33 protein-coding genes are annotated in these 19,088 nt (G+C 60.1%); 2 read left to right on the top strand and 31 right to left on the bottom strand.

The annotated features are described in order from the left end of the window. Window positions 1-46 precede the first annotated feature (46 nt). Window positions 47-709 carry a ribosome biogenesis GTP-binding protein YihA/YsxC gene (gene yihA / locus AWB77_RS31440; protein ID WP_061138386.1) on the top strand — a complete coding sequence of 221 codons (663 nt, stop codon included), beginning with the start codon at window positions 47-49 and terminating at the stop codon, window positions 707-709. Between the two features lie 268 nt (window positions 710-977). Beyond that, window positions 978-1,976, top strand: coding sequence for a porphobilinogen synthase (hemB, locus tag AWB77_RS31445; RefSeq protein WP_061138387.1), 999 nt, complete (start codon window positions 978-980; stop codon window positions 1,974-1,976). A gap of 34 nt (window positions 1,977-2,010) precedes the next feature. On the opposite strand, the gene dsbD is transcribed toward hemB, so the two are convergent. The 31 genes from dsbD to rpsJ all read right to left on the bottom strand — a co-directional run bounded on the left by dsbD (window position 2,011) and on the right by rpsJ (window position 18,985). Then, window positions 2,011-3,837: a protein-disulfide reductase DsbD gene (gene dsbD, locus AWB77_RS31450; protein ID WP_061138388.1), complete on the bottom strand. Its 1,827-nt coding sequence runs from the start codon at window positions 3,835-3,837 to the stop codon at window positions 2,011-2,013. After that, on the bottom strand, window positions 3,830-4,162 hold the full coding sequence (gene cutA, locus AWB77_RS31455; protein WP_061138409.1) for a divalent-cation tolerance protein CutA: 333 nt from the start codon (window positions 4,160-4,162) through the stop codon (window positions 3,830-3,832). The genes dsbD and cutA overlap by 8 nt, the downstream gene beginning before the upstream one ends. A 156-nt stretch (window positions 4,163-4,318) precedes the next feature. Next, on the bottom strand, window positions 4,319-4,714 hold the full coding sequence (rplQ, locus tag AWB77_RS31460; RefSeq protein ID WP_008344047.1) for a 50S ribosomal protein L17: 396 nt from the start codon (window positions 4,712-4,714) through the stop codon (window positions 4,319-4,321). A 141-nt stretch (window positions 4,715-4,855) separates the two neighbouring features. Next, a complete protein-coding gene (locus tag AWB77_RS31465) occupies window positions 4,856-5,833 on the bottom strand; it encodes a DNA-directed RNA polymerase subunit alpha (RefSeq protein ID WP_044041638.1) in 978 nt (325 codons plus the stop codon). Window positions 5,834-5,967: 134 nt separating this feature from the next. Further along, window positions 5,968-6,591 (bottom strand): 30S ribosomal protein S4, encoded by a 624-nt coding sequence (gene rpsD / locus AWB77_RS31470; RefSeq protein ID WP_008344042.1) that lies wholly within the window; start codon window positions 6,589-6,591, stop codon window positions 5,968-5,970. A 160-nt stretch (window positions 6,592-6,751) separates the two neighbouring features. Further along, window positions 6,752-7,156 (bottom strand): 30S ribosomal protein S11, encoded by a 405-nt coding sequence (rpsK, locus tag AWB77_RS31475; RefSeq protein WP_006052224.1) that lies wholly within the window; start codon window positions 7,154-7,156, stop codon window positions 6,752-6,754. Window positions 7,157-7,184: 28 nt separating this feature from the next. Next, on the bottom strand, window positions 7,185-7,550 hold the full coding sequence (rpsM, locus tag AWB77_RS31480; protein WP_008344037.1) for a 30S ribosomal protein S13: 366 nt from the start codon (window positions 7,548-7,550) through the stop codon (window positions 7,185-7,187). Window positions 7,551-7,591: 41 nt separating this feature from the next. Then, the gene (rpmJ, locus tag AWB77_RS31485; RefSeq protein ID WP_004199844.1) at window positions 7,592-7,708 is read right to left on the bottom strand and encodes a 50S ribosomal protein L36; all 117 of its coding nucleotides are present in this window, start codon (window positions 7,706-7,708) and stop codon (window positions 7,592-7,594) included. A 20-nt stretch (window positions 7,709-7,728) separates the two neighbouring features. Continuing rightward, window positions 7,729-7,947, bottom strand: coding sequence for a translation initiation factor IF-1 (infA, locus tag AWB77_RS31490; protein WP_004521905.1), 219 nt, complete (start codon window positions 7,945-7,947; stop codon window positions 7,729-7,731). Between the two features lie 8 nt (window positions 7,948-7,955). Beyond that, entirely contained in the window at window positions 7,956-9,302 is a 1,347-nt protein-coding gene (gene secY / locus AWB77_RS31495; protein WP_061138389.1) for a preprotein translocase subunit SecY, read from the bottom strand. Between the two features lie 42 nt (window positions 9,303-9,344). After that, window positions 9,345-9,779: a 50S ribosomal protein L15 gene (gene rplO, locus AWB77_RS31500; RefSeq protein ID WP_008343934.1), complete on the bottom strand. Its 435-nt coding sequence runs from the start codon at window positions 9,777-9,779 to the stop codon at window positions 9,345-9,347. Between the two features lie 29 nt (window positions 9,780-9,808). Further along, window positions 9,809-9,991: a 50S ribosomal protein L30 gene (gene rpmD, locus AWB77_RS31505; RefSeq protein ID WP_006400644.1), complete on the bottom strand. Its 183-nt coding sequence runs from the start codon at window positions 9,989-9,991 to the stop codon at window positions 9,809-9,811. Window positions 9,992-10,001: 10 nt separating this feature from the next. After that, on the bottom strand, window positions 10,002-10,520 hold the full coding sequence (gene rpsE, locus AWB77_RS31510) for a 30S ribosomal protein S5 (RefSeq protein ID WP_008343875.1): 519 nt from the start codon (window positions 10,518-10,520) through the stop codon (window positions 10,002-10,004). A gap of 14 nt (window positions 10,521-10,534) precedes the next feature. Then, window positions 10,535-10,900 carry a 50S ribosomal protein L18 gene (gene rplR, locus AWB77_RS31515; protein WP_008343872.1) on the bottom strand — a complete coding sequence of 122 codons (366 nt, stop codon included), beginning with the start codon at window positions 10,898-10,900 and terminating at the stop codon, window positions 10,535-10,537. Window positions 10,901-10,912: 12 nt separating this feature from the next. After that, window positions 10,913-11,446 carry a 50S ribosomal protein L6 gene (rplF, locus tag AWB77_RS31520; protein ID WP_061120221.1) on the bottom strand — a complete coding sequence of 178 codons (534 nt, stop codon included), beginning with the start codon at window positions 11,444-11,446 and terminating at the stop codon, window positions 10,913-10,915. Between the two features lie 18 nt (window positions 11,447-11,464). Continuing rightward, the gene (gene rpsH, locus AWB77_RS31525) at window positions 11,465-11,860 is read right to left on the bottom strand and encodes a 30S ribosomal protein S8 (protein WP_035506756.1); all 396 of its coding nucleotides are present in this window, start codon (window positions 11,858-11,860) and stop codon (window positions 11,465-11,467) included. Window positions 11,861-11,874: 14 nt separating this feature from the next. Next, window positions 11,875-12,180 carry a 30S ribosomal protein S14 gene (rpsN, locus tag AWB77_RS31530; protein ID WP_008343864.1) on the bottom strand — a complete coding sequence of 102 codons (306 nt, stop codon included), beginning with the start codon at window positions 12,178-12,180 and terminating at the stop codon, window positions 11,875-11,877. A 7-nt stretch (window positions 12,181-12,187) separates the two neighbouring features. Then, window positions 12,188-12,727 carry a 50S ribosomal protein L5 gene (gene rplE, locus AWB77_RS31535; protein ID WP_061138390.1) on the bottom strand — a complete coding sequence of 180 codons (540 nt, stop codon included), beginning with the start codon at window positions 12,725-12,727 and terminating at the stop codon, window positions 12,188-12,190. A 13-nt stretch (window positions 12,728-12,740) separates the two neighbouring features. After that, window positions 12,741-13,049 carry a 50S ribosomal protein L24 gene (gene rplX, locus AWB77_RS31540; RefSeq protein ID WP_061138391.1) on the bottom strand — a complete coding sequence of 103 codons (309 nt, stop codon included), beginning with the start codon at window positions 13,047-13,049 and terminating at the stop codon, window positions 12,741-12,743. A gap of 9 nt (window positions 13,050-13,058) precedes the next feature. Beyond that, complete coding sequence (rplN, locus tag AWB77_RS31545; protein WP_006998478.1) at window positions 13,059-13,427, bottom strand: 50S ribosomal protein L14; 369 nt, start codon at window positions 13,425-13,427, stop codon at window positions 13,059-13,061. Between the two features lie 302 nt (window positions 13,428-13,729). Then, window positions 13,730-14,002: a 30S ribosomal protein S17 gene (rpsQ, locus tag AWB77_RS31550; protein ID WP_008343854.1), complete on the bottom strand. Its 273-nt coding sequence runs from the start codon at window positions 14,000-14,002 to the stop codon at window positions 13,730-13,732. Further along, window positions 13,999-14,193 (bottom strand): 50S ribosomal protein L29, encoded by a 195-nt coding sequence (gene rpmC, locus AWB77_RS31555; protein WP_008343853.1) that lies wholly within the window; start codon window positions 14,191-14,193, stop codon window positions 13,999-14,001. Before rpmC ends, rpsQ begins: the two co-directional genes overlap by 4 nt. A 10-nt stretch (window positions 14,194-14,203) precedes the next feature. After that, window positions 14,204-14,620 carry a 50S ribosomal protein L16 gene (gene rplP / locus AWB77_RS31560; RefSeq protein ID WP_008343852.1) on the bottom strand — a complete coding sequence of 139 codons (417 nt, stop codon included), beginning with the start codon at window positions 14,618-14,620 and terminating at the stop codon, window positions 14,204-14,206. Window positions 14,621-14,622: 2 nt separating this feature from the next. After that, the gene (rpsC, locus tag AWB77_RS31565) at window positions 14,623-15,417 is read right to left on the bottom strand and encodes a 30S ribosomal protein S3 (protein ID WP_035506762.1); all 795 of its coding nucleotides are present in this window, start codon (window positions 15,415-15,417) and stop codon (window positions 14,623-14,625) included. Between the two features lie 10 nt (window positions 15,418-15,427). Further along, window positions 15,428-15,757: a 50S ribosomal protein L22 gene (rplV, locus tag AWB77_RS31570; protein WP_007730533.1), complete on the bottom strand. Its 330-nt coding sequence runs from the start codon at window positions 15,755-15,757 to the stop codon at window positions 15,428-15,430. 12 nt (window positions 15,758-15,769) lie between these two features. Next, window positions 15,770-16,045, bottom strand: a complete 276-nt coding sequence (rpsS, locus tag AWB77_RS31575) for a 30S ribosomal protein S19 (protein WP_061138392.1) — start codon at window positions 16,043-16,045, stop codon at window positions 15,770-15,772. A 10-nt stretch (window positions 16,046-16,055) separates the two neighbouring features. Further along, window positions 16,056-16,883 carry a 50S ribosomal protein L2 gene (gene rplB, locus AWB77_RS31580; RefSeq protein WP_061138393.1) on the bottom strand — a complete coding sequence of 276 codons (828 nt, stop codon included), beginning with the start codon at window positions 16,881-16,883 and terminating at the stop codon, window positions 16,056-16,058. Window positions 16,884-16,885: 2 nt separating this feature from the next. Beyond that, window positions 16,886-17,200, bottom strand: a complete 315-nt coding sequence (gene rplW / locus AWB77_RS31585; RefSeq protein ID WP_035967599.1) for a 50S ribosomal protein L23 — start codon at window positions 17,198-17,200, stop codon at window positions 16,886-16,888. Continuing rightward, window positions 17,197-17,817: a 50S ribosomal protein L4 gene (gene rplD / locus AWB77_RS31590; protein WP_008343845.1), complete on the bottom strand. Its 621-nt coding sequence runs from the start codon at window positions 17,815-17,817 to the stop codon at window positions 17,197-17,199. Before rplD ends, rplW begins: the two co-directional genes overlap by 4 nt. Further along, window positions 17,817-18,476 (bottom strand): 50S ribosomal protein L3, encoded by a 660-nt coding sequence (gene rplC, locus AWB77_RS31595; RefSeq protein WP_050454147.1) that lies wholly within the window; start codon window positions 18,474-18,476, stop codon window positions 17,817-17,819. Before rplC ends, rplD begins: the two co-directional genes overlap by 1 nt. 197 nt (window positions 18,477-18,673) lie before the next feature. After that, a complete protein-coding gene (gene rpsJ, locus AWB77_RS31600; protein ID WP_006998489.1) occupies window positions 18,674-18,985 on the bottom strand; it encodes a 30S ribosomal protein S10 in 312 nt (103 codons plus the stop codon). Between the last annotated feature and the right edge of the window lie 103 nt (window positions 18,986-19,088).

Consider the following 19,088-nt stretch of genomic DNA (forward strand, 5'->3'; position numbering starts at 1 on the left):
GTTCTCAAGGCTTCGGTTTTCGCAGCGCTTTCGATTGGACCCGCCCATGTCATTCCTGCTTCATCAATCCCGTTTCTTCACGACCGTCAACCACCTGCGCGATCTGCCGCCCACGCCGCAGCCCGAAATCGCATTCGCGGGCCGCTCGAACGCGGGTAAATCGACGGCGATCAATATTCTGTGCAACCAGAAGCGGCTCGCCTTCGCGAGTAAGACGCCGGGCCGCACGCAGCACATCAATTACTTCTCGGTCGGGCCGGAAGCCGCGCCGGTCGGCTATCTCGTCGATCTTCCCGGCTACGGTTACGCCGAAGTGCCTGGCGCCGCGAAGGAGCACTGGCAGCGGCTGCTGTCCACGTATCTGCAAAGCCGCGCGCAACTGCGCGGCATGATCCTGATGATGGATGCGCGCCGTCCGCTCACCGAGCTCGATCGGATCATGATCGACTGGTTCGCGCCGACCGGTAAGCCGATTCACTCGCTGCTCACCAAATGCGACAAATTGACGCGACAGGAGATGACCAACGCCCTGCGCGCAACGAAGAAATCGCTCGCCGAATACAAGGATGCCGGGTATCGCGGCGAGCTCACGGTTCAGCTTTTTTCCGCGCTCAAGCGTACCGGCCTCGATGAAGCGCACGAGCAGATCGAAGGCTGGCTGATGCCTGAAGAAGCCGGCGAGAACGCGTCGGAAGATGCGGCCGACTGAAGCGGCGAATGAAGCGCCGCATGCACGCGGCGGCATAAAAAAACCCGCCGCATGACGGCGGGTTAACAGCCTTATCGAATATCGACAGGCGCCCGCTCAGGGAGGAGAAGCGGGGAGTCCGGCGGCAAGCGCCTCGCTCGATCGGTATGATATACCATTGTCTCAAAACGGTTTCAGACACAGCCAAGTGCTTGTTCGGCAAGGTTTTAGCCGTGTCGAAAGCCGTTTTCGACGTCCCCGGAATACCCCTCCAAATTCGAGTCCAGACATGAGCTTCTACCCTCACCATCGCCCGCGCCGCATGCGCCGCGATGACTTCTCGCGCCGTCTGATGCGCGAAAACGTCCTCACGACGAACGACCTCATTTACCCCGTGTTCATCGTCGAAGGGACGAATGTGCGGCAGGCCGTGCCGTCGATGCCCGGCGTGGAGCGCACGTCCGTCGATCTGCTGATGAAGGTCGCAGAGCAGTGCGTCGAACTGGGCGTGCCGGTACTGTCGCTGTTTCCGGCGATCGAGCCGTCGATCAAGACGCCCGATGGCCGCGAAGCCACGAATCCCGAAGGTCTGATCCCGCGCGCCGTGCGCGAACTCAAGAAGAACTTCCCGATGCTCGGCGTGCTGACCGACGTCGCGCTCGATCCCTACACGAGTCACGGCCAGGACGGCGTGCTCGACGAAGAAGGCTACGTGAAGAACGACGAAACGAGCGAGATTCTCGTCGAGCAGGCGCGTACGCAGGCGGAAGCGGGCGTGGATATCGTCGCGCCTTCAGACATGATGGACGGACGCATCGGCGCGATCCGCGAAATGCTCGAGAGCGAAAGCCACATCCACACGCGCATCATGGCGTACGCGGCGAAGTACGCGTCGGCGTTCTATGGCCCGTTCCGCGATGCCGTCGGCTCGGCGGCGAATCTCGGCAAGAGCAACAAGATGACGTATCAGATGGACCCGGCCAACTCCGACGAAGCAATGCGCGAAGTGCGCATGGACATCGAGGAAGGCGCGGACATGGTGATGGTCAAGCCAGGGCTGCCGTATCTCGACATCGTGCGTCGCGTGAAGGACGAATTCCGCTTCCCGACGTACGCGTATCAGGTGAGCGGCGAGTACGCGATGATCAAGGCGGCCGCGCAGAACGGGTGGATCGATCATGACAAGGTCATGATGGAAGCGCTGCTCGCGTTCAAACGCGCAGGCGCGGACGGCGTGCTGACTTACTTCGCGCTGGACGCGGCGCGGATTCTTCGGGCGTCCAGGTAAGCGCCACGGGGCGATGCGAGCGCATCGCCCTTTTTTATCCGCTCAGTTTTTCGAGACTTTTCAGGAACGTGTCCGCCGATTCGTAGCCGACCACGCGAGCGACTTCGTTGCCTTGCGCATCGAAAAAGATGATTCCTGGCGGGCCGAACAACTTGAAGCGCTTGAGCAGAATCTGGTCGTTCACGTTGTTGGCGGTCACGTCCGCGCGCAGCAGATTCAATTGCGCAAGGCGCGCTTGCACGCGGGCATCGGAGAACGTCAGCTTCTCCATTTCCTTGCACGACACGCACCAGTCCGCGTAGAAGTCGAGCATCGCCGGGCGCGCTGCGGCCTTCACCGCCGAATCCAGTTCCGCCGACGAGCGCACCGGCGCGAAAGCCGGCCCTTGCGCTTGCGCGTTCGCTGCCGCAGACGCGTCGCCGCGGGAAGCCAGCACGGCGAGCGGACGAAGCGGATCCGTCGAACCCGCGGCCAGACCGACGAGCAGGGTCGCCGCCCAGATCGCGAACGCCGCGCCGAGGCCGCGTCCGAGCCGCTTCCAGACGCCGACAGACACACCCGCGCCCGACGAAAACAGTCCCAGCGACGCCGCTGCGATCAGCAGCCACAGCGCCGCGAGCAGCATTTGCGCGACGCCGCCGATGACCGGCCACACGATCCACAGCGCGGCCGCGAGTAAGAGCACGCCGAAGAACACTTTCACGCCATCCATCCACGCGCCGGCGCGCGGCAAGATCGAGCCCGCGCCCAGCCCGATGATCAGCAGCGGCACGCCGAGCCCGATGCCCATCGCGAAAAGCGCCGCGCCGCCGAGCGCCGCGTTGCCCGTATGGGCGATGAACGCGAGCACCGCGAAAAGCGGCGCCGTCATGCACGCACCGACGACGAGCGCCGACAGCGCGCCCATCACCGCGACCGCGGCGAACTTGCCGCCGCTGCGTCTCTGCGATGCCTCGTTGACGCCGCTTTGCCAGCGCTCGGGCAACGTTATATCGACGCCCGATATCAACGCAACGGCAAACGCCGCGAGCAGTGCGCCGAATGCGCCGAGCACCCACGGATTCTGCAGCCACGCGCCGAGGCTCTGACCGATCAGCGCGGCGGCGATACCGAGCACGGTGTACACGAGCGCCATGCCGATCACATAGGAGACGGACAGCGCAAATCCACGCGAGCGCGTCACGCGCGCGCCCTCGCCGACGATAATTGCGGACAGGATCGGGATCATCGGATATGAACACGGCAAGAGGCTCAGCACCGTGCCCGCAAGGAAATACAGTCCGACGACGGTGAAGAAGCCGCCGCCTTCGAGCATCGATTGCGCATAGTCGGCGCTGGTCGCGCGATCGAACCAAGAGCCGCCCGAGTCAGCGTGCGTGGCTGCGGCGGGCGCCGCGCCTGCGGGTTGCAGCGCGTCGCCGCGCACGCAATACGTCTTTTCCATCGGCGGATAGCAGATGCCGCCATCCGCGCAACCCTGCGAGGTCACTGCGAGCTCGAACGGTCCGCTCGCCTTCGTCACCGGGATGCGGATGAGCAACTCGCCGCGATACGTTTCGACGTTCTTGTCGAAGGTCTGATCGAAGTGGACTTTGCCTGCCGGCAGTTGCGCAGCGCCGACGGTCGCGTCGCCGCTTTTCACCGCGAACGCGAAACGTTCACGGTACATGTAGTAGCCGTCCGCGATCTTGTAGCGCACGTCGACCTCGCCCGGCTTTTCCGATGCGCTGAATTTGAACGCGACGTCGGGATCGAGAAAATCGTCGGCCGCGCGCGCGGCGCCCGAGAGCAACGCGAATGCCGTCAGGAACAGGAGCGCGCCGAAGAAACGCCGCGCGAAGAGACCGGAAGACTCAAACATGAAGAGGACGCTGCGTTTCTGCGTTGACCCATTGACCGTAGCCGGGCGAGGCATCGGCCTGCCAGGCGAGGATTTCGGGCGTTTCATACGGATGCCGACTCTCGACGAAGCGCTGCAGTTCTTCGCAGCGCGCAACGCTCGTCTTGAACAGCAACTGCACTTCTTGCGACGACTCCAGCGCGCCTTTCCAATGGTATTGCGACGACACCGACCCGAGCTTCGTCACGCACGCGGCGAGGCGCGATTCCAGCGCGGCCTGCGCGAGCGCATCGGCAGCGGCGGCATCGGGCAGCGTGGAAAGCATCAAAACGACGGGGACGTTCACTTGCAAAACTCCGAAAGACGCGCAAAGCCAGCCACATATCGTAGCATTGCCGGCTGACACGTACTTTGACGTATCGGCGCGCTGAGACGTCGCACCCGAAAAGCAAAAAGGCCAAGCTTCGAGCCTGGCCTTTCTGCGAACAACCGAAAACGGGATTTATTCCGCTTCTTGCACTTCTTCCGTCTCTTCGACTTCCGGGCGATCCATCAACTGGACCAGCGCCATCGGCGCGTTGTCGCCGACACGGAAACCGAACTTCAGGATGCTGAGGTAGCCACCCGGACGGTTCGCGTAGCGCGGGCCGAGGACGTCGAACAGCTTCGCAACGGAATCACGATCGCGCAGGCGGTTGAACGCCAGACGACGGTTCGCGAGCGACGGCTTCTTGCCCAGCGTGATGAGGGGCTCGACGACCTTGCGCAGTTCCTTGGCCTTCGGCAGCGTCGTCTTGATGACTTCGTGCTCGATGAGCGAATTCGACATATTGCGGAGCATTGCCAGACGATGGCTGCTCGTGCGGTTCAGTTTCCGCAGACCATGCTTATGACGCATTTTTCAGCTTCCTATAACGAGTTTAGAGCCAGCTCTTCTATTGCTCCCTGACTGCGGGGCACGGGCCGGTCGGAGAAAAAGCAAGACGCGGATTTTAAAGGAAAATCCACGTCTTTGCCAGTAACGCCTGTGACGTCCGACTTACTTGTCCAAACCAGCCGGCGGCCAGTTTTCGAGCTTCATACCGAGCGTCAGACCGCGCGAAGCCAGCACTTCCTTGATTTCATTCAGCGACTTGCGGCCCAGGTTCGGCGTCTTGAGCAGCTCGTTTTCCGTGCGCTGGATCAGATCGCCGATGTAGTAGATGTTCTCGGCCTTCAGGCAGTTCGCGGAACGAACCGTGAGTTCCAGATCATCGACCGGACGCAGCAGGATCGGATCGATCTGCGGCGCGCGCGACGGCGCTTCCGCTGCCGCTTCGGTACCTTCGAGGGCCGCGAACACCGACAACTGATCGACCAGGATGCGAGCCGACTGGCGGATCGCTTCTTCCGGCGAGATCACGCCGTTGGTCTCGATGTTCATCACGAGCTTGTCGAGGTCGGTACGCTGTTCGACACGCGCGCTTTCCACGGCGTAGCTCACGCGGCGAACCGGCGAGAACGACGCGTCCAGCACGATACGGCCGATGATCTTCGCCGACTCTTCGCCGTAACGGCGCACGTTGCCCGGCACATAGCCGCGGCCTTTTTCGATCTTGATCTGAACGTCGAGCTTGCCGCCCTTCGACAGGTGCGCGACCACGTGCTCGGGATTGATGACCTCGCAGTCGTGCGCGAGTTCGATATCGCCGGCCGTGACGACGCCTTCGCCTTCCTTGCGCAGCGTCACCGTGACTTCGTCGCGGTTGTGCAGCTTGAAGACGACGCCCTTCAGGTTCAGCAGCAGGTTGACCACATCCTCTTGCACACCATCGAGCGTCGAGTATTCGTGCACGACGCCTGCGATCGTCACTTCGGTCGGCGCGTAGCCGATCATCGACGACAGCAGCACGCGCCGAAGCGCGTTACCCAAGGTGTGGCCATAGCCGCGTTCGAACGGCTCCATAACCACTTTCGCATGGTTCTCACCAAGCGATTCAACTGCAATGATCTTGGGCTTCAACAAACTGGTTTGCATAGGTTTTCCTTTTCAATACCCTCGGCTCGTTACGCCGATAAGGCTGACCGGTGACAACCTGAAAATAAACAGCCGAGGCCACCTCTTGCCACGAGCAATCAGCCTCCCCGGCTGTCCATCCATTACCGCCGCGATTAACGCGAATACAATTCGACGATCAGGCTTTCGTTGATGTCGCCGGCGATATCGCTACGCTCGGGCATCGACTTGAACGTGCCTTCGAACTTCTTCTCGTCGACCGACACCCAGCTCGGCATGCCGCCTTGCTGCGCCAGCGAGAGCGCTTCGACGATACGAGCCTGCTTGCGCGACTGCTCGCGCACGGACACGACGTCGCCCGACTTCACTTGCAGCGACGGAATGTTCGCGACTTGGCCGTTCACCATGATCGCCTTGTGGCTGACGAGCTGACGAGCTTCAGCGCGCGTCGAGCCGAAGCCCATGCGATAGACGACGTTGTCGAGACGCGACTCGAGCAATTGCAGCAGGTTTTCGCCCGTCGGGCCCTTGCGGCGGTCGGCTTCAGCGAAGTAGCGGCGGAACTGACGTTCCAGCACACCGTAGATACGCTTCACTTTCTGCTTTTCGCGCAACTGGGTGCCGTAGTCGGACGTACGCGCGCCCGACGTGCGGCCGTGCTGGCCGGGCTTGCTGTCGAGCTTGCACTTGTCGGCGAGGGAGCGGCGTGCGCTCTTCAGGAACAGATCGGTGCCTTCACGGCGGGACAGCTTTGCTTTGGGACCGGTATAGCGTGCCACGTTGCATCCTTAAATATTGATCACGCAGACTTCCGTTGAACTTCGGTCTGCGCTAGTCCGAACCCTTTGGGCCGAACGGTGGGCTTAGTCAAAACTTACTAACGCACGAAACCCGTCGATACTCGCGCATCGACAGGCAACATGCGGTTGCGTCGACGTATTAGATACGACGGCGCTTCGGCGGACGGCAGCCGTTGTGCGGGACCGGCGTCACGTCGGAGATCGCGGTGATCTTGATGCCAAGACCATGCAGCGCGCGCACCGCCGATTCGCGGCCAGGACCGGGGCCCTTGATCCGCACTTCGAGGTTCTTCACGCCGTATTCCATTGCCACGCGGCCAGCCGACTCGGCTGCGACCTGAGCTGCGAAGGGAGTCGATTTACGCGAACCCTTGAAGCCCTGACCACCCGAGGTCGCCCAAGCGAGCGCGTTACCTTGACGGTCGGTGATCGTGATAATGGTGTTGTTGAACGACGCGTGAACGTGAACCACGCCCTCGGCGACGTTCTTCTTGACCTTCTTGCGAACGCGTTGCGCCGCGGAGTTGTTCGAAGCCTTAGCCATTACGTTTTCCTGTAACTGTCAGTTCCGCTTACTTCTTCAGCGATTGCGCTGCACGACGCGGACCCTTGCGCGTACGGGCATTCGTGCGCGTGCGCTGGCCACGCAGGGGCAGGCCCTTGCGATGGCGCATGCCGCGGTAGCAACCCAAGTCCATCAGGCGCTTGATGTTCATCGTCACTTCACGGCGCAGGTCGCCTTCGACGATGAACTTGCCCACTTCGTCACGCAGCTTTTCGAGGTCTGCGTCGGTAAGGTCCTTGACCTTCTTCGAAAATTCCACACCAGCTGCCGTGCAAATGCCGCGGGAACGCGTGCGACCGATGCCGAAGATTGCCGTCAGGCCGATCTCGGTATGCTGGTGATTCGGGATGTTAACCCCTGCGATACGAGCCATTGTTTTTCCTCAAACAAAAAGCGCAAGCAAAAGCGCGGCGTTCAGCCTTGACGCTGTTTGTGGCGCGGATCAGAGCTGCAAATCACGCGCACAACGCCCTTGCGCTTGATGATCTTGCAATTGCGGCAAATGCGCTTAACCGATGCCATCACTTTCATGATATTACCCTTTTTTCAAATCACTTCGCCCGGAACACGATCCGTGCACGAGACAGATCGTAAGGCGTCAATTCAACCGTAACCTTGTCGCCCGGCAGGATGCGGATGTAGTGCATCCGCATCTTTCCGGAAATATGTCCCAGGACGACATGGCCATTTTCCAATTTCACCCGGAAAGTAGCGTTGGGCAGGTTTTCGATGACCTCACCCTGCATCTGGATAACATCGTCTTTGGCCATAGTCCTTATTAACGCATCGGGACGTTGCCACCCTTGAAGTTTGCCTTCTTGAGCAGCGATTCATATTGTTGCGACATAACGTACGACTGCACCTGAGCCATGAAGTCCATCGTGACGACGACAATGATCAGCAGCGACGTTCCACCAAAATAAAACGGCACGTTCCAGCGCAATACCAGAAACTCAGGCAGCAGGCACACGAATACGATGTAGATCGCACCAGCCAGCGTCAGACGCGTGAGGATGCGGTCGATATATCGTGCAGTCTGATCGCCCGGACGGATACCCGGAACGAAAGCACCGCTCTTCTTCAAGTTGTCGGCGGTCTCACGGCTGTTGAACACCAGTGCGGTGTAAAAGAAGCAGAAGAAGACAATCGCCAACGCATACAGCAGCACGTACACGGGTTGACCGGGCTTCAGCGCCTCGGCCACGCTGTGCAGCGTGTTCGCGAACCAGTTGGTGCGCGTACCCGAACTGAACCAGTTCAGGATGGTTGCCGGGAAGAGGATGATCGACGACGCGAAGATCGGCGGAATCACACCCGACATGTTCAACTTCAGCGGCAGATGAGACGACTGTCCGCCGTAAATCTTGTTACCGACCTGGCGCTTCGCGTAGTTCACGAGGATCTTGCGCTGACCACGTTCGATGAACACGACCAGATACGTGACCGCCGCGATCAGAACCACGATGATGATCGCCGAGATGATGCTCATCGAACCGGTGCGAACCAGCTCGAACAGACCACCGATTGCGTTCGGAAAGCCCGCCGCGATACCACCGAAGATGATGATCGAGATGCCGTTGCCGAGACCGCGTTCCGTGATCTGCTCACCGAGCCACATCAGGAACATCGTGCCCGTCACTAGCGTGACGACCGTCGTCAGCCGGAACACCATGCCGGGGTCCAGCACCAGAGCCGGCTGATTTTCCAGCGCGACTGCAATACCGAACGCCTGAAAGGTCGCTAGAACCACGGTGAAGATTCGCGTGTACTGCGTGATCTTCCGTTGTCCTGCCTGCCCTTCCTTCTTCAACGCCTCCATCTGCGGCGACACGATCGACAGCAACTGCATGATGATCGACGCCGAAATGTAGGGCATGATGCCCAGCGCAAAGATCGTGAATCGCGACAGAGCGCCACCCGAGAACATGTTGAACATGCCGAGGATGCCGCCCGACTGGCTTTGGAAAAGCTTCGCCAGTTGATCCGGATCGATGCCGGGTACCGGAATATGCGCACCAATGCGGTAGACGATCAACGCCAGCAGCAGGAACACTGCACGCCGACGCAGATCGCCAAATTTCGCCGCGCTTCGACCGGTTTTTGCGAGACTCGGGCTGTTAGCCAAGTACCTTCTCCGATGCTAGTGCTAGTAACGGCGATTAGCGCGTTACTCGGCGAACGAGCCGCCAGCGGCTTCGATTGCCTCGCGGGCGCCCTTCGTTGCCGTCAGGCCCTTCACCGTGACCTTGCGCGTGATCTCGCCGGTCTTGATGATCTTCGCGCTCTTGATGAGCTCGCCGACCAGACCTGCTTGCTTCAACGCCAGCAGATCGATTTCGTCGACCGGCAGCTTCTCGAGATCAGCCAGGCGCACTTCACCGACGAATTCCTTCGTCAGCGACGTGAAGCCACGCTTCGGCAGACGACGCTGCAGAGGCATCTGACCGCCTTCGAAGCCGACCTTGTGAAAGCCGCCCGAACGCGATTTCTGACCCTTGTGACCGCGACCAGCGGTCTTGCCGAGGCCCGAGCCGATACCGCGACCGACGCGACGCTTAGCGTGCTTCGCGCCTTCCGCCGGCTTCAGGTTATTCAATTCCATGTTCAACTCCTTGGATCCGTAGGTCGCGCTCAGGCGATGACCTTAACGAGGTACGAGACCTTGTTGATCATCCCGCGCACTGCCGGCGTGTCCTGCAGCTCGGAAACCGAGTTCAGGCGACGCAGGCCGAGGCCACGCACCGTTGCGCGGTGCGATTCGCGGGTCCCGATCAGGCTCTTGACGAGCTGAACCTTGACAGTTTTTTCAGACATGGTGACCACCTTAGCCCAGAATGTCTTCGACGGACTTACCACGCTTCGCCGCGATGTCTGCCGGGGTCGACTGCTTGCGCAGGCCGTCCAGCGTCGCACGAACGAGGTTGTACGGGTTCGTCGAACCGTGGCTCTTGGCCACGACGTTTTGCACGCCCATCACGTCGAACACTGCGCGCATCGGGCCGCCAGCGATCACGCCAGTACCGTCCTTCGCCGGAGCGAGGAGGACTGCCGATGCGCCGTGCTTGCCGTGCACTTCGTGTTGCAGCGTGCCGTTCTTCAGGGGCACCTTGAACATGTTGCGGCGGGCCTGTTCCATTGCCTTCTGAACAGCGACCGGAACTTCTTTGGCCTTGCCCTTGCCCATGCCGATCCGGCCATCGCCGTCGCCAACCACGGTCAGTGCGGCGAAGCCGAGAATACGGCCACCCTTCACGACCTTGGTCACGCGGTTGACCGAAATCATCTTTTCGCGCAGGCCGTCGTCGCGTTCGTCAGCCTGAACTTTCGCTTGCATCTTTGCCATGACGAATTCTTCCCTTAGAACTTGAGCCCGGCTTCACGCGCCGCATCAGCCAGCGCCTTCACGCGGCCGTGGTAGCGGAAACCCGAGCGGTCAAAGGCGACGGATTCGATGCCGGCAGCCTTGGCCTTTTCGGCGATACGCTTTCCGATCAGGGTCGCGGCATTGACGTTGCCGCCCTTGCCCGACTTGTCGGCGAGTTCGGCGCGCACTTCAGCTTCGAGCGTCGAGGCGCTTGCCACGACCTTCGTACCGCATGCCGAGAACACTTGCGCGTAGATATGCGTATTCGTGCGATGCACGGCCAGACGCGGAACCTGCAGCTCAGCGATCTTGATACGCGTCTGACGAGCGCGGCGCAGGCGAGATTGAGTCTTATCCATGATTGCGCACCCTTACTTCTTCTTCGTTTCTTTGAGGATCACGACCTCGTCGGAATAGCGCACGCCCTTGCCCTTGTACGGCTCAGGCGGACGATAGCCGCGCACTTCTGCTGCGGTCTGTCCGACTTTCTGCTTGTCGATGCCCTTGATCACGATTTCGGTCTGCGACGGGGTTTCAGCCTTGACGCCTTCCGGCATCTGGTGCACCACCGGGTGCGAGAAACCCAGCGACAGATTCAGCTTGTCGCCCTGCGCTTGCGCACGATAACCGACGCCAACCAGCGTCAGCTTGCGCTCGAAACCCTTGGTAACGCCCTGCACCATGTTCGCCACCAGGGCGCGCATCGTGCCGGACATCGCGTTTGCTTCACGGCTTTCGTCGGCCGGAGCCAACTTCAGCGTGCCGTTGTCGTTCGTCACGGTCACCAGCTTGTTCGCCGGTTGCGAGATCGTGCCGAGCGGGCCCTTAACGGTGATGACGTCGCCCTTGATGGCCACTTCCGCGCCTTGCGGCAGCGCGATCGGGCTTTTACCTACTCGAGACATGTTTCTTCTCCTTAGGCGTTAAGCGACGTAGCAGATGACTTCGCCACCGACGCCGTTCTGGCGCGCCTTGCGGTCGGTCATCACACCCTTCGGCGTCGACACGATTGCAACGCCCAGGCCGTTCATGACCTGCGGAATGTCGTTGCGACCGCGGTACACGCGCAGGCCAGGCTTCGAAACGCGCTCGAGGCGCTCGATCACCGGACGGCCAGCGTAGTACTTCAACGCGATATTCAATTCGATCTTCGCGCCTTCAGCCTTCACTGCGAAGTCGTCGATATAACCTTCGTCCTTCAAAACCTGCGCAATCGCAACCTTGACTTTCGACGAGGGCATAGTCACCGAAACCTTCTCGACCATCTGCGCATTGCGGATGCGAGTCAGCATATCGGCGATAGGATCACTCATGCTCATTTATGTTTCTCCTATTACCAGCTCGCCTTGGTCAGGCCAGGGATTTCGCCGCGGAAAGCGATTTCACGAATCTTGCCGCGTGCGAGTCCGAACTTGCGGAACGTGCCACGCGGACGACCCGTGATCGCGCAGCGGTTACGCTTGCGAGTGGGGTTCGAGTTACGCGGCAGTTGTTGCAGCGCCAGACGCGCGAGGTAGCGCTCTTCGTCCGACTTGCTTGCGTCGTCGATCACAGCCTTCAGCTCAGCACGCTTCGGAGCGTACTTGGCTGCCAGGCGCGCGCGCTTCTTTTCACGTTCGATCAGTGCCAGTTTAGCCACGGTAACCTCAGTTTCTGAACGGGAACTTGAAGCCGGCGAGCAGTGCCTTTGCTTCTTCGTCGGTCTTCGCGGTGGTCGTGATGCTGATGTTCAGCCCACGCAGCGCGTCGATCTTGTCGTAGTCGATTTCGGGGAAAATGATCTGCTCTTTCACACCGATGTTGTAGTTACCGCGGCCGTCGAACGCCTTGCCCGACACGCCGCGGAAGTCGCGCACGCGGGGCAGCGCGACCGTCACGAAACGGTCCAGGAATTCGTACATGGCATTGCCACGCAGGGTAACCATCGTGCCAATCGGGTAGCCTTCGCGGATCTTGAAACCAGCGATTGCCTTACGCGACTTCGTGATGACAGGCTTTTGACCCGCGATCTTCGTGAGGTCGCCAACGGCGTGCTCAAGCACCTTCTTGTCAGCGACGGCTTCCCCAAGACCCATGTTCAGGGTGATCTTGGTGAGGCGCGGCACTTCCATAACCGACTTGTAACCGAACTTTTCGACCAGTTCCGGTACAACCTTTTCTTTGTAAATCTCTTGCAGACGAGCCATTTTTAACTCCGCGTCAGGCGTTCAACGTGGCGCCGGTCGACTTCAAGAAGCGAACCTTCTTGCCGTCTTCGACCTTGATGCCAACGCGCGATGCCTTGCCGTTCGCGTCGACCAATGCGACGTTCGAAATATGCAGCGGCATCGTTTTGGCTTCCACGCCGCCCGTCGTACCCTTCATCGGGTTCGGCTTCACGTGCTTCTTGACGAGGTTGATGCCCTCGACGGTCACACGGTCGTCCGCAACGACCAGCACGGTGCCGCGCTTGCCCTTGTCCTTGCCGGTGGTGACGATGACTTCGTCACCCTTGCGAATCTTATTCATCGCGACTCCTTACAGCACTTCCGGAGCGAGCGAAACGATCTTCATGAATCGTTCGCTACGCAGTTCACGCGTAACCGGCCCGAAAATACGCGTGCCGATCGGCTCGAGCTTCGTGTTCAGCAGAACGGCGGCATTGCCGTCGAACTTGATGAGCGAGCCATCCTGGCGACGCACGCCCTTGGCCGTACGAACGACCACGGCGTTGTAGATTTCGCCCTTTTTGACGCGTCCGCGCGGCGTCGCTTCCTTGACGGTCACCTTGATGATGTCGCCAATGCTTGCGTAACGACGCTTCGAGCCGCCGAGCACCTTGATGCACATGACTTCACGCGCACCCGTGTTGTCGGCCACTTCAAGCCGAGTTTCGGTCTGGATCATGGTTTATCTTTCCCAACTTAATCCGATTGCACCACCATGGCACAGCCGGTCAGTCTTGGTCCCGTCAGCCAAATGGCTGCTTGGGTTAGAACAGGCAGCAACGGCAGACGAAACCCGCCATCGCAATCCGGTGAATCTGTCGGCACAGGCTGGCGCCCGAACCGGCTTCCCCCACCAATTTCGCCCGCGACGGGGCTCCCACAAAGAGGGAAGACCGAGATTATAACAAATAATCTCGGTCTTGCAAGCGAAACTTACTGCGATACAGCTACTTACAGCATCGCTGTCCTACAACTTCAGCTTTAGATCACGCGAGCGGCTTCGACCAGCTTCGACACAACCCAGGCTTTCGTCTTCGAAATCGGACGAGTTTCCTGGATTTCGACGAGATCGCCTTCGTTGTACGTGTTCGCGTCGTCATGCGCGTGATACTTCTTCGAACGCACGACGTACTTGCCGTAGATCGGATGCTTCACGCGGTGCTCGACCAGAACGGTGACCGTCTTGTCCATCTTATTGCTGACGACCTTGCCGACCAGCGTCCGCTTGAGCGAGGTTTTTACGCTATCGTTCATTTCTGGTTCGCCTTCTCGGTCATGACGGTGCGCACGCGTGCGATGTCGCGACGGACCTTCTTCAGCTGGCTCGTGTTCGTGAGCTGCTGGGTCGCGAGTTGCATACGCAAGCCAAATTGCGCCTTGAGCAGATCCGACAGCTCCTTGTTGAGCGCGGCCTGGTCTTTCTGGCGAAGTTCAGTTGCCTTCATCATTTACTCCTTAGGCGCCGAGCTGACGGACCACGAAGTTCGTCTTGAGCGGCAGCTTGGCTGCGGCCAGACGGAACGCTTCGCGCGCCAGTTCTTCGGAGACACCGTCCATTTCGTACAGCATCTTGCCCGGTTGAATTTCAGCGACGTAGTACTCCGGGTTACCCTTACCGTTACCCATACGCACTTCGGCCGGCTTTTGCGAAATCGGCTTGTCCGGGAAGATACGGATCCAGATCCGGCCGCCACGCTTGATGTGACGCGTCATTGCACGACGCGCCGCTTCGATCTGACGCGCGGTCAAACGGCCGCGACCGATAGCCTTCAGACCGTATTCACCGAACGACACCGCGTTTCCGCGCGTCGCCTTGCCGGTGTTACGACCTTTTTGCTCTTTGCGATACTTTCTGCGTTTCGGTTGCAGCATCGTTATTCTCCAGTCTTCGCGTCACCGCCAGCGCGACGGGGTGCACCACGACGCGCGCCAGCCGGAGCGCCTTCACCGTCACGGCGCGGACGGCGATCGCCACCCGGACGTGCGTTGCGGCGCGGACGCTTTTCTTCAGCCACTTCTTCCACCACCGGCGCTTCGTTGCGGCCCAGCGTGTCGCCCTTGTAGACCCACACCTTCACGCCGATGATGCCGTACGTGGTCTTCGCTTCCGACGTCGCGTAGTCGATATCGGCGCGCAGCGTATGGAGGGGCACGCGACCTTCGCGATACCACTCGGTACGAGCGATTTCGATACCGTTCAGACGGCCCGCGCTCATGATCTTGATGCCTTGAGCGCCAAGACGCATCGCGTTTTGCATCGCGCGCTTCATCGCGCGGCGGAACATGATCCGGCGCTCGAGCTGCTGCGTGATGGAATCAGCGATCAGCTGAGCATCGGTTTCCGGCTTGCGAATCTCTTCGATGTTGACGTGAACCGGAACGCCCATGCGCTTCTGCAGTTCAGCCTTCAGCGATTCGATGTCCTCGCCCTTCTTGCCGATGACAACGCCCGGACGCGAACTGTAAATCGTGATGCGCGCGTTCTTCGCCGGACGCTCGATGACGACCCGACCGACAGAAGCGTTCTTCAGCTTCTTCTTCAGGTATTCACGAACACCGATGTCTTCCTGCAACATCGCCGCGAAATTGTTGTTGTTCGCGTACCAGCGCGAAGCCCAATTGCGGCTGACGGCCAAACGGAAGCCAGTCGGATGAATTTTCTGTCCCATCGTTGGCTCCTTAATTCCCGACCGTCACAGTGATGTGACAGGATTGCTTCTCGATGCGGTTACCGCGACCCTTTGCGCGTGCGGTGAAACGCTTCAGCGAAGCAGCCTTGTCGACGTAGATGCTCGTGATCTTGAGCTCGTCGATGTCGGCGCCTTCGTTGTGTTCCGCATTCGCGATCGCAGACAGCACGACCTTCTTGACGATACCCGCCGCCTTCTTCGGCGAGAACGTCAGAACGTTCAGCGCCTTGTCGACCGGCAAACCACGAATCTGGTCAGCCACAAGGCGCGTCTTCTGCGCCGAGATGCGGGCACCGCGATGAATTGCTTTCACTTCCATCTTGATTGCCCCTTATTTCTTGGCCTTCTTGTCGGCCGCGTGACCCTTGAACGTACGGGTCAGTGCGAACTCGCCAAGTTTATGGCCGACCATGTTTTCCGTGACATAAACCGGAACGTGTTGACGGCCGTTGTGAACGGCGATCGTCAGGCCGATGAAGTCCGGCAGAATCGTCGAGCGACGCGACCAGGTCTTGATCGGCTTCTTGTCACGCGTGGACGCAGCCGTCTCAACTTTCTTCAGCAAATGAGCGTCGCAGAACGGACCTTTTTTAGCAGAACGTGTCATTGCCTACTCCTTAACGCTTGTGACGGCGCTGGACGATCATCGTCGTCGTGCGCTTGTTGCTGCGGGTGCGATAACCCTTCGTCGGCGTGCCCCACGGGCTCACCGGATCGCGACCTGCTGCAGTACGGCCTTCACCACCACCGTGCGGGTGATCGATCGGGTTCATTGCAACACCACGCACCGTCGGACGGATACCGCGCCAGCGATTCGCACCGGCCTTACCGATCTGGCGGAGGCTGTGCTCTTCGTTGCCCACTTCGCCGATGGTCGCGCGGCACTCGACGTGCACGCGGCGAATCTCACCCGAACGCAGGCGCACTTGAGCATAGACGCCCTCGCGCGCCAGCAGCATGGCGGACGTGCCAGCCGAACGCGCCATTTGCGCGCCCTTGCCCGGCAGCATCTCGATGCAGTGGATCGTCGTACCGACCGGGATGTTGCGGATCGGCAGGGCGTTGCCTGCGCGGATCGGCGCTTCCGAACCGGACATCAGCTGCGTGCCGACCGTCACGCCCTTCGGCGCGATGATGTAGCGACGCTCGCCGTCTGCGTACAGAACCAGCGCGATGTTCGCGCTACGGTTCGGGTCATACTCGAGACGCTCGACCTTTGCCGGGATGCCGTCCTTGTTGCGACGGAAATCGACGATACGATAGTGTTGCTTGTGACCACCGCCCTGGTGACGCGTGGTGATACGGCCGTTGTTGTTACGGCCCGCCGACTTGGATTGCGAGTCGAGCAGCGCTGCGTGCGGCTTGCCCTTATGCAGATCCTTGTTGACGATCTTGACCATCGCGCGGCGACCCGGCGAGGTCGGCTTAACTTTCACGATTGCCATGATTACTTGGCCTCCGCTTCAAAGTTGATTTCCTGGCCGGGCTTCAGGCAGACGTACGCCTTCTTCACGTCCTTGCGCTTGCCGTTGAAGCGGCCAAAGCGCTTTGCCTTGCCCTTCGTGACGAGCACATTGACGGAATTGACTTCGACCTTGAACAGCAGCTCGACAGCAGCCTTCACTTCCTGCTTCGTGGCGTCCGGCGCGACTTCGAACACGACTTGTTCGTTCTTGTCGGCAACCAGCGTCGCCTTTTCGGAGATCACCGGCGCGAGCAGAACTTGCATCAAACGATGATCGTTTTTGCGAACTTCGCTCATGACAGCAACTCCTCGATCTGAGCGACCGCAGCCTTCGTGATCAGCACTTTCTTGAAGTAGATCAGCGAGAGCGGGTCGGCGTAACGCGGCTCGACAACGGCCACATGGGCCAGATTGCGCGACGCGAGGTACAGGTTTTCGTCAACCGTATCGGTGATGACCAACACGGAGTCGAGACCCATCGCCTTGAATTTTTCGGCCAGCAGCTTGGTCTTCGGCGCTTCGAGCACGAAGTCTTCAACCACGGCGATACGGCCTTCGCGAGCCAACTGCGAGAAGATCGAGCGGAGACCCGCGCGATGCATCTTCTTGTTGACCTTGTGCGAGAAGTTCTCTTCCGGCGAATTCGGGAAGATGCGACCACCGCCGCGCCACAACGGGCTCGACGACATACCGGCACGAGCGCGACCCGTACCCTTCTGGCGCCACGGCTTCTTGGTGGTGTGCTTGACCTGCTCGCGGTCCTTCTGCGCGCGGTTGCCGCTACGTGCGTTCGCCTGATAGGCGACGACGACCTGGTGAATCAGGGCTTCGTTGTAATCGCGACCGAACACGACGTCCGATGCGTTCACGCCAGCGCCTTCCTGACCATTGGCATTCAGGAGCTTAAGTTCCATTATTTCGCTCCTTTCACAGCACGCGTCTTGACGGCCGGGGTCACGAAGACCTTGCCGCCCTTCGCACCCGGAACAGCACCGCGGACGAGCAGCAGATTGCGCTCAGCGTCGATGCGGGCGATTTCGAGGTTTTGAACCGTCACGGTCTCGTCACCGAGGTGGCCGGTCATGCGCTTGCCCGGGAACACGCGACCCGGATCCTGCGCCATACCGATCGAACCCGGAACGTTGTGCGAACGCGAGTTACCGTGCGTCGCGCGACCCGAGGCGAAGTTGTAGCGCTTGATCGTGCCGGCGTAGCCCTTACCGATCGACGTGCCTTGCACATCGACCTTCTGGCCGACTTCGAAGATATCCGTAGCGATGACAGCGCCGTTCGACAGTTCACCTGCCTTGGCTGCATCGATATGGAATTCCTTGAGGATTTCACCGGCTTGAACACCGGCTTTGGCGAGATGACCCGCCAGCGGCTTCGTCACGCGCGATGCGCGGCGAGCACCGAATGCAACCTGAACGGCGGTATAACCATCCGTTTCAACGGTCTTGATCTGCGTCACGCGGTTGTCCGACACGTCCAGCACGGTGACGGGGATCGAGTCCCCTTCAGGCGTGAAGATACGGGTCATGCCAACCTTGCGACCTACGAGTCCAAGGCTCATCGTTTTCTCCATTCCCGACTGCGATTGGTCGGGGCTGATTTACAAATGCCGGCTTCGTTACGAGAAACTGGGCCGGCTATCTTGCGCCTTTGCATGTGCATGGGCGCGAAAAGCCTTGGAGTATAACAAGGCTTTTCGAATCCCGCAAGCAATCAAAGACTTAGCTCCGTCTGGCAGGCCAGCGGAGCTCTGAAGACTTACTGCAGCTTGATTTCGACGTCGACGCCAGCCGGCAGGTCGAGCTTCATCAGCGCGTCGACGGTCTTGTCCGTCGGATCGACGATGTCCATCAGGCGCTGGTGGGTACGGATTTCGAGCTGGTCGCGCGACGTCTTGTTGACGTGCGGCGAACGCAGGATGTCAAAACGCTGAATACGCGTCGGCAGCGGCACCGGGCCACGGACGATCGCGCCAGTCCGCTTCGCCGTATCGACGATTTCAGCTGCCGATTGATCGATCAGACGATAGTCGAAAGCCTTCAGACGAATGCGGATTTTCTGGTTCTGCATGACGATTCCTTGAAAAGAGCGAGGCGGTATTGCACCGCACATTGGCAAAAGAGCATGGGACCGGGCGCTCGCGGAGAGCGAACGCCCGGTCCCGGTAGGTACT

This window comes from Caballeronia fortuita, from assembly GCF_001544835.2.
GTDB classification, from domain to species: Bacteria; Pseudomonadota; Gammaproteobacteria; order Burkholderiales; family Burkholderiaceae; genus Caballeronia; species Caballeronia fortuita.

Coding starts and splice junctions, on each gene's coding strand:
- yihA (WP_061138386.1), top strand. CDS start 47: ATGTCATTCCTGCTTCATCAATCCCGTTTCTTCACGACCGTCAACCAC.
- hemB (WP_061138387.1), top strand. CDS start 978: ATGAGCTTCTACCCTCACCATCGCCCGCGCCGCATGCGCCGCGATGAC.
- dsbD (WP_061138388.1), bottom strand. CDS start 3,837: ATGTTTGAGTCTTCCGGTCTCTTCGCGCGGCGTTTCTTCGGCGCGCTC.
- rplQ (WP_008344047.1), bottom strand. CDS start 4,714: ATGCGTCATAAGCATGGTCTGCGGAAACTGAACCGCACGAGCAGCCAT.
- AWB77_RS31465 (WP_044041638.1), bottom strand. CDS start 5,833: ATGCAAACCAGTTTGTTGAAGCCCAAGATCATTGCAGTTGAATCGCTT.
- rpsK (WP_006052224.1), bottom strand. CDS start 7,156: ATGGCTAAGGCTTCGAACAACTCCGCGGCGCAACGCGTTCGCAAGAAG.
- rpsM (WP_008344037.1), bottom strand. CDS start 7,550: ATGGCTCGTATCGCAGGGGTTAACATCCCGAATCACCAGCATACCGAG.
- rpmJ (WP_004199844.1), bottom strand. CDS start 7,708: ATGAAAGTGATGGCATCGGTTAAGCGCATTTGCCGCAATTGCAAGATC.
- infA (WP_004521905.1), bottom strand. CDS start 7,947: ATGGCCAAAGACGATGTTATCCAGATGCAGGGTGAGGTCATCGAAAAC.
- rplO (WP_008343934.1), bottom strand. CDS start 9,779: ATGGAATTGAATAACCTGAAGCCGGCGGAAGGCGCGAAGCACGCTAAG.
- rpmD (WP_006400644.1), bottom strand. CDS start 9,991: ATGTCTGAAAAAACTGTCAAGGTTCAGCTCGTCAAGAGCCTGATCGGG.
- rpsE (WP_008343875.1), bottom strand. CDS start 10,520: ATGGCAAAGATGCAAGCGAAAGTTCAGGCTGACGAACGCGACGACGGC.
- rplR (WP_008343872.1), bottom strand. CDS start 10,900: ATGGATAAGACTCAATCTCGCCTGCGCCGCGCTCGTCAGACGCGTATC.
- rplF (WP_061120221.1), bottom strand. CDS start 11,446: ATGTCTCGAGTAGGTAAAAGCCCGATCGCGCTGCCGCAAGGCGCGGAA.
- rpsH (WP_035506756.1), bottom strand. CDS start 11,860: ATGAGCATGAGTGATCCTATCGCCGATATGCTGACTCGCATCCGCAAT.
- rplE (WP_061138390.1), bottom strand. CDS start 12,727: ATGGCTCGTCTGCAAGAGATTTACAAAGAAAAGGTTGTACCGGAACTG.
- rplX (WP_061138391.1), bottom strand. CDS start 13,049: ATGAATAAGATTCGCAAGGGTGACGAAGTCATCGTCACCACCGGCAAG.
- rplN (WP_006998478.1), bottom strand. CDS start 13,427: ATGATCCAGACCGAAACTCGGCTTGAAGTGGCCGACAACACGGGTGCG.
- rpsQ (WP_008343854.1), bottom strand. CDS start 14,002: ATGAACGATAGCGTAAAAACCTCGCTCAAGCGGACGCTGGTCGGCAAG.
- rpmC (WP_008343853.1), bottom strand. CDS start 14,193: ATGAAGGCAACTGAACTTCGCCAGAAAGACCAGGCCGCGCTCAACAAG.
- rplP (WP_008343852.1), bottom strand. CDS start 14,620: ATGCTGCAACCGAAACGCAGAAAGTATCGCAAAGAGCAAAAAGGTCGT.
- rpsC (WP_035506762.1), bottom strand. CDS start 15,417: ATGGGACAGAAAATTCATCCGACTGGCTTCCGTTTGGCCGTCAGCCGC.
- rplV (WP_007730533.1), bottom strand. CDS start 15,757: ATGGAAGTGAAAGCAATTCATCGCGGTGCCCGCATCTCGGCGCAGAAG.
- rpsS (WP_061138392.1), bottom strand. CDS start 16,045: ATGACACGTTCTGCTAAAAAAGGTCCGTTCTGCGACGCTCATTTGCTG.
- rplB (WP_061138393.1), bottom strand. CDS start 16,883: ATGGCAATCGTGAAAGTTAAGCCGACCTCGCCGGGTCGCCGCGCGATG.
- rplW (WP_035967599.1), bottom strand. CDS start 17,200: ATGAGCGAAGTTCGCAAAAACGATCATCGTTTGATGCAAGTTCTGCTC.
- rplD (WP_008343845.1), bottom strand. CDS start 17,817: ATGGAACTTAAGCTCCTGAATGCCAATGGTCAGGAAGGCGCTGGCGTG.
- rplC (WP_050454147.1), bottom strand. CDS start 18,476: ATGAGCCTTGGACTCGTAGGTCGCAAGGTTGGCATGACCCGTATCTTC.
- rpsJ (WP_006998489.1), bottom strand. CDS start 18,985: ATGCAGAACCAGAAAATCCGCATTCGTCTGAAGGCTTTCGACTATCGT.